The organism is Streptomyces sp. NPDC051183 (assembly GCF_040682455.1).
Taxonomy (GTDB): domain Bacteria; phylum Actinomycetota; class Actinomycetes; order Streptomycetales; family Streptomycetaceae; genus Streptomyces.
Genome location: NZ_JBFBBA010000005.1, coordinates 163,148 through 176,287, shown reverse-complemented (window position 1 = coordinate 176,287; position 13,140 = coordinate 163,148). Strand labels below are relative to the sequence as shown.

The 13,140-nt window shown below is 70.5% G+C and carries 9 protein-coding genes and 2 tRNA genes; 6 read left to right on the top strand and 5 right to left on the bottom strand.

Annotated features, from left to right (window positions below):
* The 5 genes from AB0M99_RS06485 to AB0M99_RS06465 all read right to left on the bottom strand — a co-directional run bounded on the left by AB0M99_RS06485 (window position 1) and on the right by AB0M99_RS06465 (window position 8,747).
* Window positions 1-3,213, bottom strand: coding sequence for a nitrate- and nitrite sensing domain-containing protein (locus AB0M99_RS06485; RefSeq protein ID WP_365917522.1), 3,213 nt, complete (start codon window positions 3,211-3,213; stop codon window positions 1-3).
* 296 nt (window positions 3,214-3,509) lie between these two features.
* Window positions 3,510-4,094, bottom strand: coding sequence for an ATP/GTP-binding protein (locus AB0M99_RS06480; protein WP_365917521.1), 585 nt, complete (start codon window positions 4,092-4,094; stop codon window positions 3,510-3,512).
* The gene (locus AB0M99_RS06475; protein ID WP_048475965.1) at window positions 4,075-4,470 is read right to left on the bottom strand and encodes a DUF742 domain-containing protein; all 396 of its coding nucleotides are present in this window, start codon (window positions 4,468-4,470) and stop codon (window positions 4,075-4,077) included. Before AB0M99_RS06475 ends, AB0M99_RS06480 begins: the two co-directional genes overlap by 20 nt.
* 152 nt (window positions 4,471-4,622) lie before the next feature.
* Window positions 4,623-5,036, bottom strand: coding sequence for a roadblock/LC7 domain-containing protein (locus AB0M99_RS06470; RefSeq protein ID WP_008739864.1), 414 nt, complete (start codon window positions 5,034-5,036; stop codon window positions 4,623-4,625).
* Window positions 5,037-5,045: 9 nt separating this feature from the next.
* Window positions 5,046-8,747: a nitrate- and nitrite sensing domain-containing protein gene (locus tag AB0M99_RS06465; protein WP_365917520.1), complete on the bottom strand. Its 3,702-nt coding sequence runs from the start codon at window positions 8,745-8,747 to the stop codon at window positions 5,046-5,048.
* 590 nt (window positions 8,748-9,337) lie between these two features.
* On the opposite strand from AB0M99_RS06465, the gene AB0M99_RS06460 reads away from it, so the two are divergent.
* From AB0M99_RS06460 to AB0M99_RS06435, 6 genes are all read left to right on the top strand, one after another.
* On the top strand, window positions 9,338-9,523 hold the full coding sequence (locus AB0M99_RS06460; protein WP_365917519.1) for a hypothetical protein: 186 nt from the start codon (window positions 9,338-9,340) through the stop codon (window positions 9,521-9,523).
* Window positions 9,524-9,626: 103 nt separating this feature from the next.
* Window positions 9,627-10,418 (top strand): fumarylacetoacetate hydrolase family protein, encoded by a 792-nt coding sequence (locus AB0M99_RS06455; RefSeq protein WP_365917518.1) that lies wholly within the window; start codon window positions 9,627-9,629, stop codon window positions 10,416-10,418.
* Window positions 10,411-11,886, top strand: coding sequence for a glutamate--tRNA ligase (gene gltX, locus AB0M99_RS06450; protein ID WP_365917517.1), 1,476 nt, complete (start codon window positions 10,411-10,413; stop codon window positions 11,884-11,886). The genes AB0M99_RS06455 and gltX overlap by 8 nt, the downstream gene beginning before the upstream one ends.
* A gap of 209 nt (window positions 11,887-12,095) precedes the next feature.
* Entirely contained in the window at window positions 12,096-12,824 is a 729-nt protein-coding gene (locus tag AB0M99_RS06445) for an HAD family hydrolase (protein ID WP_365917516.1), read from the top strand.
* 85 nt (window positions 12,825-12,909) lie between these two features.
* Window positions 12,910-12,981, top strand: a tRNA-Gln gene (locus AB0M99_RS06440).
* A gap of 27 nt (window positions 12,982-13,008) precedes the next feature.
* Window positions 13,009-13,081, top strand: a tRNA-Glu gene (locus AB0M99_RS06435).
* The last annotated feature ends 59 nt before the right edge of the window (window positions 13,082-13,140 follow it).

Here is a 13,140-nt window from a genome sequence, read left to right as displayed (position 1 = left end):
CTAACGCTCCTGGTCATAGCTGTTACTTGACTGCTCGGAACCCGCACTGCGCCCCTGCTGGACACCCCGCCGCAGGTTGCTCAACCTGCCGCGGACGTCCTCCGGTGCGCGGGAGACCTGTGGGCCGCCCTGCGGGGTCGTCTCCGCAGCACCCTCGACCAGGTTGGCCTTGGGCACACGCCGAGGGAGACCGGACGGGGTGACCCCGCCCGCCTTCGGCTCACGGAGTTTGCCGGCCTGCTGCCAGCGCTCGTCGTTGCGCGAGCGCCAAGCCGCAGAGCCTTCCGTCTCTTCCGGGGCCTGCTCCGGGGCGGCGGCCTGCTGCTGACGCTGCGGCCGCTGCTCGAAGAGGGATCCCTTGGACTCCGCTTCCTGCTGTGCCGGCTGCCACTGCTGCTGGCTGCCGCGACGCGGCAGGCCCGCTCCGGTCATCGTGTGACCGGTGTCGGCAGCGGCGCCCGGACGGTCGAAGCCTACGCGTTCCCGGGCCGGTTCGGGAGCGGCCGGGGATTCCGATTCGGTCCCGTAATCCTGCTGGTAGGCCCCGGAGTAGGAGTTCTGCTCGGGCCACTCAGCCTGCTGCGACTGGGCTTCGTACCCGTTGTCGTAGGCCGGGAGATCCCGCTGCTGATCCGCGTACTCGGCTTCCGGATACGTGTACCCCTGCTGGGGGTAGGCGTCGTAGCCCTGCTGGGGCTGCTGAGCCTGCGGGGAGTCGTACGCGCCCTCGTAGCCCTGCTCGGGCTGCTGGTCGTAGCCCTGGTACGACTGGTAGCCGTGTTCGGGCTGCGGTTCCGGATACTCCTGGGCGGAGTGGTCGGCGTACGGGGCCTGCTCCTGCGGATAGCCCACCTGGGCCTCCAGCGCGGCCCGGCGCTCCTCGCGCCCGAGGGACCGGCCCACGGGGTCGAGGTCGCGGGCGTCGGGGCCCGGCTGGTCGGCCCGGTGGACCTCGTAGCGGGAGTCGTCGAAGCCGAGCTCGGCCGCCGTACGCAGCGGCGCGGCCTGCTGCGCCTGCTGCTGCGGGATCATCGAGGAGACCGTGAAGTCGTCCTCGGGCATGCCCTCGCCACCGCCACCGTGGGTGATGGCGTCGGGGAGCATGACCAGCGACGTGGTGCCGGCCGCCTCGCCCGAGGGGCGCAGCTGGACGCGGACGCCGTGGCGGTCCGCCAGCCGGCCGACCACGAACAGACCCATGCGCTGCGAGATCGCGGCGTCCACGGTCGGCGGGTTCGCCAGCTTGTGGTTGATGTCCGCGAAGTCCTCGGCGGTGAGGCCGATGCCCTTGTCGTGGATCTCGACCATCACGCGGCCGTCGGGCAGACGCGTGGCGTTGACGCGGACCTTGGTCTGCGGGGAGGAGAACGTGGTGGCGTTCTCCAGCAGCTCGGCGAGCAGGTGCACGAGGTCGGTCACGGCCTGGCCGTGGATCTCGGCCTCGGAGACGCCCGAGAGCTCGATGCGCTCGTACTGCTCCACCTCGGAGGAGGCGGCGCGCAGGACGTCGACGAGGGGCACGGGCTGGTCCCAGCGGCGGCCCGGTTCCTCACCCGCGAGGATGAGGAGGTTCTCGCCGTTGCGGCGCATACGGGTGGCCAGGTGGTCCAGGCGGAAGAGGTTCTCCAGCTGGTCCGGGTCGGCCTCGTTGTTCTCCAGGTCGGTGATGAGGCTCAGCTGGCCCTCGATCAGCGACTGGTTGCGCATGGAGAGGTTCGTGAAGATCGCGTTGACGTTCCCTCGCAGGAGCGCCTGCTCGGCGGCGAGCCGGACCGCTTCCCGGTGGACCTGGTCGAAGGCGCGGGCGACCTCGCCGATCTCGTCCTGGGAGTCGATCGGGATCGGCGTGACGCGGGTGTCGACCTTGCCCGGGTCGGTGCGCGAGAGCTGGTCGACGAGCATCGGCAGGCGCTGCTCGGCGACGTCGAAGGCGGCGGTGCGCAGGCGGCTCATCGAGCGGCTCATCTGGCGGGCCATCATGCCGGCCAGGATGAAGGCGGCGAGGAGGGCCACGACCACGATGGCGCCGTTGATGATGGCGTCGTTGCGGGCGCTGTCGGAGATCGCGATGCTCTCGGCGAGGGCCTTGTCGAGGAATTCCTTCTCGATCTCGGCGTAGCCGTCGAACTTCGCGGTGGCGGCCGCCTGCCAGGCCGGCGCGGTGGTGCCGTTCTGGGCCAGCTTGGTGTTCTTCTCGCCGCTGGCTATCGCCTCGGTCATGCCGGTGAGCGCGGAGCCGTTGACCACCGGGGGAGCCTTGAAGACCGTGCCGGCCTGCTCGGCCGCCGTCTTGGCGGCGGTGAGCTTGGCGGCGCCGTCCTGGGACTTCGCGGCCATGATCTCGCGGAGGCGGTTGGTGTCCTCCTCGGTGCCGGCGGCGACGTACTCGCCGATGGCGATCTCTTCGAGGTAGGCGTACGAGGAGAAGGCGACCAGCTGGGCCTTGCGGATGTCCTCGTTCTCGTTCGGGCGGACCAGCAGGTGCGTACCCACGGAACGCTGGAGCGAGTTCGCGGCCTTGGCCAGCTCCAGGGCGTAGACCATGCGGCCGTAGGAGGTCACGTTGCCGGTGCCGAGGCCCAGTTCGTTCGAGAACTGCATGAGGTAGTGCTGGACCAGCACATAGCCCTCTTCGGTCGGGATGGGGCCCGCCGTGGTGGGAAGGTTCTTCTTCGCCGACTCCGGAGCTATGTAGGCCGTCTTGCGGACCTGCTCCAGCTTCGGCTCCTCGCGGTGGAAGAGTTCGAGGCGGCGCTCCAGGCCCTGCTTCTGCGGCAGGTCCTTCGAGGCCTCGGCGAACTTGGCCTGGGCCGAGTCCGTGGCCGCGTACGCCTTCGCGACGGCCTCGCTGTTCTTCTCGCCCTTGAGGAGCGGCTCGGCCGTCAGGTCGCGCTCGTTGAGCAGGGCCTGGCCGTACTCGGCGGCGGCCTGGACGATGCGGGCCGTCTTCTCGGCGTCCTTGGCCTCGTTCCAGGTGTCGATGGAGCCCTTCACCTGGAAGCCGCCCATGACCAGTCCGACGAGGACGGGCACGAGCAGGATGGCGTTCAGACGGGTCGGCACACGCCAGTTGCGGGGCGAGAACCTGCTGGTGCTGCCACCGCTCGCCGGGGGGTCCACGGGTACGTCGACGGGTGACATGGCCGCGCGCGGCGGCGGGGTGAAGTTGCCGCGCGCGGGTTCATCCGCGGGGCTCGAGTTGCTTCGCCTCACTCGACCAACAACCTCTCGGCGGTGCTACTAGCTAGTTCGTTGAATTCCAGCACGGTTAACGGCCGTGTTCCAAACAGTTGGAACCAGCCATTCATAGAGCCTTATGCCCCACATAAATCGGACATAAAGAGCGTCCTGCGGCAAAAAAGAGGCCAGTTGTGAGCGCAGCGAAACCAGCCGAACGCACCGTGTGTCCGGCTACGGGCAATTCTCTGTCGAAACGTTATGAACCAGAAGGGCGGGCCGTGTCGTACGACACAGCCCGCCCCCGTTTCGCGATCCGCTTTCGTGACCGCCTACTTGAGCCGCGCCATGAGGGCGTGCTCGACGAGCGTGATGAGCGCGCTCTTGGCGTCCGCGCGGTGGCGGGCGTCGGTGGTGATGATGGGGGCGTCCGGGCCGATCTGCAGGGCCTCGCGGACCTCTTCGGGGGTGTACGGCTGGTGCCCCTCGAAGCCGTTGAGCGCCACCACGAAGGGCAGGCCGCTGTTCTCGAAGTAGTCGACGGCGGGGAAGCAGTCGGCGAGACGGCGGGTGTCGACGAGGACGACGGCGCCGATGGCACCGCGGACCAGGTCGTCCCACATGAACCAGAAGCGGTCCTGACCCGGCGTACCGAACAGGTACAGGATCAGGTCCTGGTCCAGGGTGATGCGGCCGAAGTCCATGGCGACCGTGGTGGTCGTCTTGTCCCCGGTGTGCGTCAGATCGTCGATGCCCGCGCTCGCGGAGGTCATCACGGCCTCGGTGCGCAGCGGGTTGATCTCGGAGACCGCGCCGACGAACGTGGTCTTGCCCACGCCGAAGCCGCCCGCCACCACGATCTTCGCGGAGGTGGTGGAGCGAGGAGCCGCTCCGCCGTTAGAGCTTGCGAAGTCCACTGAGCACCCTCTCGAGCAGCGTTACGTCCGGCGTGCCGCCGGCCTCTCCATTGCCCGGCTGGTGGATGGCCACCATTCCGGCCTCGGCCAGGTCGGCCACGAGGATCCGGGCGACACCGAGCGGCATCGACAGCAGTGCGGAGACCTCGGCGACCGACTTGACCTCGCGGCAGAGGGTGCAGATCCGCTGGTGCTCCGGCAGCAGGCCGGACAGGTGCATCGGATCGGCCGTGGTGCTGACCAGCGCCTCGATGGCGAGCTGGTAGCGCGGCCGGGTCCGGCCGCCGGTCATCGCGTAAGGACGCACCAGCGGCTGGTCGCCTTCCGAATACGACGAATCGCCGTACGAATCGGAGTAGGCGGGGGGCGGGGTCATTGATCCTCCGGGCTGGACAGCAGTGGTCAGCGTGCCGTCTGACGGGGCGGCCGGTGGGGGGGACGGTATGACGGCCTGGCGGTGGTACTGGGTTCCGGGGCGGGGGCCCCGGTCTCCCGGCCGGAAGTACCGTCCGGCCGGGAGAGTGGGAGTCAGATGAGCAGGCTTCCCTGGAGCTCCGCGCGCAGGTCCGGGGTGAGGACGCTGCCGGCGCGGTCCACGAGGAGGGCCATCTCGTAGCCCACGAGGCCGATGTCGCACTCGGGGTGCGCGAGTACGGCCAGCGAGGAGCCGTCGGAGACGGACATGAGGAAGAGGAACCCCCGGTCCATCTCGACCACCGTCTGGTTGACGGCGCCGCCCTCGAAGATGCGGGAGGCACCGGCGGTCAGCGACGTCAGCCCGGAGGCCACCGCCGCCAGCTGATCGGCGCGGTCGCGCGGGAACCCCTCGGACATGGCCAGAAGGAGTCCGTCGGCGGAGACCACCACGGTGTGGGACACCCCTGGGGTGTTGTCCACGAAGTTGGTGATCAACCAGTTCAGGTTCTGTGCCGCCTGGCTCATCGAACTCAACTATCGCTCCTGCTGGTAAGTGGGGTCGACGTGGTAACTGCCGGTTGCCGGGCCGTTGTTGCCAGCCTGACGTCCCTGCTGGATACCGCGTCGGAGGTTGGTCAGACGCCCGCGGACGTCGTCCGGGGAACGCGAGACCTGCGGACCGGCCTGCGCCTCGGCCTGCTGCTGCGCGGTGCCGGCCACGAGGTTCGCCCGCGGTACCCGGCGGGGCAGCCCCGAGGTGGTGATGCCGCCGGCGGCGGGCTGGCGCACGCGTTCGGCCTGCCGCATCAGCTCGTCGTTGGGGGAGGAGCGCCAGCTGACGGTCGGCGTGGCGCCGGTCGCCGCCTGGGCGGGCTCGGCCGCCTGCTCCTGGCCGCGCTGCGGCAGCTGGGGCTGCGGGCGCTGCTGGGGAGCCGGTGCCGGCGCCGCCGGGGCGGACTGCTGGTGCTGCTGCGGCTGCTGGGGTACGGACTGTCCCTGCGCGGGGGGCTGCTCGCCCTCCTGGCGGAACCAGTTCGACTCCAGCGTGTCGAAGATCGGGCTGCGGCCCGGATCCGTGCTCGGGGCGGCCGGCGGCAGCGCCTCCGGCTGGTGCCCCTGAGGCAGTCGCGGAGCTTCCGCACGGGCCGGGGGTACGGGCGCGTAGCCGCCGACACCGGGGCCGCCGGGCCGCTGGGCCTGGAAGTCCGGGCGGGCGAACTGGCCCGTGGAGGACGGGTCGGCGTAGCCGGCGGGGCCGCGCAGCTCCGGGCGCTCGAACTGCCCGGTGGTGCTGTTGCCCGGGTTGCCGTTGCCGGCGCCGCCCGCCTGCTGCGGGTACGGGGCGTTGAAGTCCGGGCGGGCGAACTCCGAGGTCGAGCCGGGGCCCGACAGCTCGTCGTGCCCGCGCGGGACGTCGTGCCCGCGCTGGTCCGCGCCCCAGCTGGTGGTCTGCGGGACCCCGGCCGGGGAGCCGCCCGCGCCCGGGAGTTCCGGACGGGGAGCGCCACCGCGCGGCGGCAGCTGGGGCCGCTGGCCGCGTCCTGCCGGGGCGGCCGGAGCCTGGCCCGGGTAGGCCGCGGGACCGGCGGGACCCGAGGGGGCGCCGGGCTGCGGCGGCTGCGGAGCCTGGGGGCGCTCGAAGCCGCTGCCCTGGGCGAAGCCGGTAGGACCGGCCGCCGAGGGAGCGGGCACCGGACGCGCCTGCGGGCCACCGGGAGCACCGGCCGGACCGCGGCCCGGCAGCGGGGCGCCCGCGCCGAACGCGCTCTGGCCCTGCCCGGCGGGAGCACCCTGCTGCGGGCGCGGGCCGGGAGCACCGGGACCGCCCTGCTGCGGGGGCCGGCCGCCCGGCTGGCCCTGCGGGCCGGCGGGACGCTGCGGGCCGGGAGCACCGTCGCGCCCCGGGAGGGCGGCGCGCTGGCCGCCCGCGGAGACCTGGCCGCGCTGCGGCGCCGCGCCCACGGGGGGACGTGCGCCGCCACCCGGCACGGAACCCTGCGCCGAGGGGCCGCCCTGCGCGGCACCGGGGCCACCCGGCGCACCGCCGGGGGCACCCGGCTTCTTGCCGCCCTGGGCGACGTCGACCGGCAGCATGACGAGGGCCGTGGTGCCGCCCGAGTCGGAGGGGCGCAGCTGGATGCGGATGCCGTGTCGCAGGGACAGGCGGCCGACCACGAACAGGCCCATGCGGCGGGAGACGGAGACGTCCACGGTGGGCGGCGAGGCGAGCCGCTCGTTGATCGCGGCGAGGTCCTCGGGGGAGAGGCCGATGCCGGTGTCGTGGATCTCGACGAGCACGCGGCCGTCGGGCAGCGCGTGACCGGTGACCTTGACCTTGGTCTGCGGGGAGGAGAACGACGTGGCGTTCTCCAGCAGCTCTGCGAGCAGGTGCACGAGGTCGTTGACGACGCGGCCGGCGACGTCGGTGCCGGGCACCGACGCGAGTTCGATGCGCTCGTACTGCTCCACCTCGGACGCGGCGGCGCGGAGCACGTCGACGAGCGGCACGGGGCGGGTCCAACGGCGGCCCGGCTCCTCGCCCGCGAGGACGAGGAGGTTTTCGCCGTTACGGCGCATGCGGGTCGCGAGGTGGTCGAGCTTGAAGAGCGAGGACAGCTGGTCCGGGTCGGCCTCGCGCGACTCCAGCTCGGAGATGAGCGAGAGCTGACGCTGGATGAGGCCCTGGGAGCGGCGCGAGAGGTTGGTGAACATCGCGTTGACGTTGCCCCGGAGGAGGGCCTGCTCGGCGGCGAGGCGGACGGCCTCGCGGTGCACGTCGTCGAAGGCCGCGGCCACCTGGCCGATCTCGTCACGGGTGTGCAGACCGACCGACTCCACGGACGTGTCCACGTCCTGCGGGTCGGACTCGGACAGCTGCTTGACGAGCTCCGGCAGGCGGTCCTGGGCGACGCGGGTCGCGGTGTCCTGCAGGCGGCGCAGCGAGCGGATCATCGAGCGGGCCATGATGAAGGCGCCGACGAGGGAGACGCCGAGGACGAGGAGGATCAGGGCACCGTTGATGATGGCGTCCTGCTGCGACTCGTTCTTGAGCTCGCGGGCCTTCTGCTCCATGTCCTCGAGCAGGGTGAGCTCGATGACCTTCATGGCCTGGAGCTTGGTGTCGTCGGCGTCGTACCAGTCCATCCAGGACCGGTTCTTCTCCTTGCCGAACTGCCCCTGGGTGCTCAGGACGCGGCGCGCGTAGTGGTCGGCGCTGCCGATCTCCGTGTTGCCGTCGCCGAGCGCCGCGAGAAGCTCCTCGGGCTTGCCCTGGTAGACGAGTTCGAAGGTCTTCTTCGACTGGCTCTCACCGCGCAGCGCGGAGAGCGCGTACAGACGGTCGTTCTCCTTCAGGTCGCCGGGCCTGTCGCCGCTCTCGGGGAGCGAGGCGGCGATGACGGCGCGCTGGATGGAGGCGTATTCCTTGGCGGACGAGAAGGCCGCCAGGGCGCGCGTGCGCTTGATCATCTCCGGGCTGGAGGTGGCCTGGGCCATGTCCTGCGAGAGCGAGAGCAGCGAGACGATCAGCGCGTTGTACTCGGTGACGGTCTGCTGGGCGCCGTTGACGTACGCCTTCTTGCGGATGTCCTCGATGCCGGTGAGCTGGCGGCCGATCTGCAGGATGTTGTTGCGGATCGACTTGAGGGTCTCGTCCTTGTCCTCCGCGCTGTCGACCTTGTCGGTCGCGGCGGCGAAGGCCTTGGCGGCGGAGTCGGTCTGGTCGCGGACGCCCTGGACGAGGCTGTTGCTCTTGCCGTCCTTGAGCTGCGACATCGGACCGGCCGACTTGTCCCGCTCCTCCTGGAGCATGGCGGCCAGGTTGGTGGCCTGCCGGGTCATCGTCGTCAGCAGCTGCATGTGCTCCAGCTGCGCGATGTCGTTCATCGAGTCGTTGATGCGGAAGCCACCGAGCGTGGTGGCGGCGACGACCGGCAGGGTCAGCAGAGACACCAGTCGCGTGCTGATGCGCCAGTTCTGCATGGCGAGACGGGAACCGGGCCCACTGGGGGCCTTGGGTATCGCCGTCTCCCGCTCCGCCAGCTCGTCCGTGGGCTTGTTGGCCCTGACGGACTTGCCGCGGCCCTTGGGCTTCAAGGCGCCGGAAAGGTCGGGGCTCGTGCCTTCGACAGCCGGCCCGCGGTTCTGGGCGTGCTGGGGCGAGGAGCCACGGTCGGTCCCGCCGCGCGGCTCCTGCTCCGCCGCAGCGCTGCCATCCCTCTTGAATCGTCCCTGCACTAGCGTCGCAACCTCTGGACCAGGCGTCCCGCCGGGCGACCGGTGGGACGGTGTCGAGTCTTGGGGCGGTGCGCCCCATGGTGGTCGTCGGTGACCGGCGCGTCTCCCTCTCCTTGCCGCCGCGCTCGGCGCTGGGTCGCGCCACCTGCGCGCCGGCTGATTCCCGCGGCGGTCCCGCGAATTCCAGCACAGAGGCGGATCTCCAACAAGGTGCGAGTGTCGGCCCGGAGAGTCGGTCACGGCTTGTGATGCAAGCGCTACAGCACGTAGAGGTCATTTGGTGAAGAATCGGACTTACACCATGCAAACACCGCGTCTGGCAAGGTGTCCCAGTCGCGATGATCGGGAGCGGAATGGCGCATTCAGTGGCGCAATGTCCGTTTTTTCAGGGCGAATTGACTGTCCGTTATGCCCGTAATGAGTGGTCACGGGTGAGCAAACTCACATAGCCGTGGCCATTACTTCCCGGTTCCGCGGGTGATTCAGATGTTTAGCCTTGCCCTTTACAGGGTTGGTGCATGCGACAAGCATCCACCACTCAAGATCCAACACACAAGATCCGACGAGCGAGCCGAGGGCCCCAGACTCCGATGAAGACGACGATGATGTTCCGCAACATAGCCAACCCGCGCCGCACCACCCTCGCGCACCTCAAGGACGCCGAGGAGCTGCAGGCCGTGGCCACTCCGGAGCACACCGTCGAGCTGCCGGCCCAGACGGCGAACCCGCGCCGCACCGTCCTGATGGACGCCCCGGTCGCCGTCGCCGCGCAGTAGGGGACGCCCCGCGCGAAAGGCGCGCGAAGCGTCGGCGCCCACCGCGTTAGCCTGGAGTCCGCAGACTCCAGCCAGCGGTAATACAGAGGGGCAGACGCAACACGTGCGCATCGCCAGGTTCTCGATCGACGGCAACGTCGCCTTCGGCGCGGTCGAGGGCAACGCCGCCCTCGCGGCGTCCGAAGGGGAGCTCGTCCTCGACATCATCAAGGGCATCCCGTTCGCGGACTTCGAGCTCTCCGGTACGAAGGTCCCGCTCAGCAAGGTCCGGCTGCTGCCGCCCGTGCTCCCGAACAAGGTCGTGGCCATCGGCCGCAACTACGCGGAGCACGCGGCGGAGCTCGGCAACGAGGTGCCCGACGCGCCCATCACCTTCTTCAAGCCCTCCACCTCGGTGGTCGGCCCGGGCGACCCGATCACGTACCCCTCCTTCTCCCAGGACCTCCACCACGAGGCGGAGCTCGCCGTGGTCATCGGCCGCATGTGCCGCGAGGTCCCGCGCGAGCGCGTCAAGGACGTGATCCTCGGCTACACCTGCGCCAACGACGTCACCGCGCGCGACGTCCAGCAGCGCGAGAAGCAGTGGGCCCGCGCCAAGGGCTTCGACAGCTCCTGCCCCCTCGGCCCCTGGATCGAGACCGACCTGGACCCGAGCGACCTGACCATCCAGTGCACGGTCAACGGCGAACAGCGCCAGCTCGGCCGCACCAGCGACATGGTCCGCTCCATCGAGGACCTGATCGTCCACATCAGCGAGGCCATGACGCTGCTCCCCGGCGACGTCATCCTCACGGGGACCCCGGCCGGAGTCGGCCCCCTGAACGTCGGCGACGAGGTCGCCGTCACCATCGAAGGCATCGGCACTCTCACCAACAAGGTGATCAAGCGTGGCTAACGCGAACGTCCGCGTACGTTTCTGTCCCTCCCCGACCGGCAACCCCCACGTGGGTCTGGTCCGCACGGCCCTCTTCAACTGGGCGTTCGCCCGCCACCACGGCGGTACGTTCGTCTTCCGCATCGAGGACACCGACGCGGCCCGCGACTCCGAGGAGTCGTACGTCCAGCTGCTCGACTCGCTGCGCTGGCTCGGCTTCACCTGGGACGAGGGTCCCGAGGTGGGCGGCCCGCACGCCCCGTACCGCCAGTCCCAGCGCATGGACATCTACGCGGACGTGGCGAAGAAGCTCCAGGACGGCGGCTACGCGTACAGCTGCTACTGCACCACCGAGGAGCTCGACCAGCGCCGCGACGCCGCCCGCGCGGCCGGCAAGCCCTCCGGCTACGACGGCCACTGCCGTGACCTGAGCACCGCGCAGGTGGCCGCGTACGAGGCCGCCGGCCGCACCTCGATCGTCCGCTTCCGGATGCCCGACGAGACGATCACCTTCACGGACCTGGTCCGCGGCGAGCTGTCCTTCACCCCCGAGAACGTGCCGGACTTCGGCATCGTCCGGGCCAACGGCGCCCCGCTGTACACGCTCGTCAACCCGGTCGACGACGCGCTGATGGAGATCACCCACGTCCTGCGCGGCGAGGACCTGCTGTCCTCCACCCCGCGACAGATCGCCCTGTACAAGGCGCTGACCGAGCTGGGCATCGCCAAGGCGACCCCCGCCTTCGGCCACCTGCCGTACGTGATGGGCGAGGGCAACAAGAAGCTCTCCAAGCGCGACCCGGAGTCCTCGCTCAACCTCTACCGCGAGCGCGGCTTCCTGCCCGAGGGCCTGCTGAACTACCTCTCGCTCCTCGGCTGGTCCTTCTCCAAGGACCAGGACATCTTCTCGATCGACGAGATGGTCGCGAAGTTCGACATCCCGGACGTCAACGCCAACCCGGCGCGCTTCGACCTGAAGAAGGCCGAGTCGATCAACGCCGACCACATCCGCCTGCTGGACCCGAAGGCCTTCGCGGACGCCTGCGCCCCGTGGCTGCGGGCCCCGCACGCCAACTGGGCGCCCGAGGACTTCGACGCCGAGGCCTGGGAGCGCATCGCGCCGTACGCCCAGACCCGCGTGACCGTCCTGTCGGACATCACGGCCAACGTCGACTTCCTGTTCCTGAAGGAGCCGGTCGAGGACCAGGCCTCGTGGGACAAGGCGATGAAGGGCGAGCCGGCGGCCCTGCTGACCACCGCGCGCGCCAACCTGGAGTCGGCCGACTGGACGGACCCCGAGTCCCTCAAGCAGGCCGTCCTGACCGCCGGCGAGGCCCACGGCCTCAAGCTCGGCAAGGCCCAGGCCCCGGTCCGCGTCGCCGTGACCGGCCGCACGGTCGGCCTGCCGCTCTTCGAGTCCCTGCAGATCCTGGGCAAGGACCGCTCGCTGGCCCGCATCGACGCGACGCTGGCCAAGCTGGCCGCGTAGCCCTCCCCGTACGTCCCGCAGGGGGCGGCCGCCGGATTTCCCGGCGACCGCCCCCTGCGGCGTTGTCGGTGCCGGGCCCGTCCGGGCGGCCATGGAGGCGCGCGGGAACGGCCCCGTGGCGTTCGTCACCGAGGGGGAGATCACCTGTTTCCTGACGGACTTCTTCGTCGTACCCACCGGGGCGGGGCTTCCCGAGTAGCCTCGGCCACATGCCGATCCGCGCCGTGCTCTGGGACATCGACGACACCCTGTTCGACTACACCGGGGCCGACACCGCCGGGCTCGCGCGGCAGCTGGAGGAAGAGGGCCTGCGCCAGCGGTACGGCTCCGCCGCCGAGGCGCTCGCGCTGTGGCGGCGCGTCACCGACCGGCACTGGGCGCGCTTCGCCGCCGGGGAGGTCACCTTCCTCGGGCAGCGCCGGGACCGGGTGCGGGACTTCCTCGGGGAGCCCGGCATGGGCGACGAAGCCGCCGACGCCTGGTTCGACCGCTACGTCGCGCACTACAAGGCCGCCTGGACGCTGTTCCCCGACGTGGTGCCCGTACTGGACGCCCTCGCCGGCGGCTACCGGCACGGGGTGCTCTCCAACTCCTCCACCGCCGCCCAGGACCCCAAGCTGCGCCACCTCGGCCTGCGCGACCGCTTCGAGGTGCTGGTGTGCGCCGCCGAACTGGGCGTGAGCAAGCCCGAGGCGGCCGCCTTCCTCAGCGCCTGCGCCGAAATGGGGCTCCCGCCGCACGAGGTGGTGTACGTGGGGGACCAGCCGGAGATCGACGCGCGCGGCGCCCGCGACGCCGGGCTGACGGCGGTCTGGCTCGACCGCGACGGCGGCCGCGGACCGGGTCCTGCCGGTGTGCACCGGATCGCCGGACTCGACCGGCTGCCGGAGCTGCTGGCTGCAGATACCCGTTTTGGAGCACGGTCAGCCATCCGGTAATGTTCTTTCTGCGCCGCCGGAGCGGGCCGAAAGGCCGGACGGGGGCGCTAACCAAACGAAAGTCCCTCAGGGTCTTGAGTTTTGGTGGGCTATAGTGTAATTGGCAACACGAGGGTTTCTGGTTCCCTTATTCTAGGTTCGAGTCCTGGTAGCCCAGCGCAGTGCAGCAGTAACGCAGTGCTTTGCCCCCGTTGTGTAGCGGCCTAGCACGCCGCCCTCTCAAGGCGGTAGCGCCGGTTCGAATCCGGTCGGGGGTACAGATCCTTCCCGCGAGATCTCCAGGGTCGCACCCGGACGTCTTGATGCAGGATCGCTA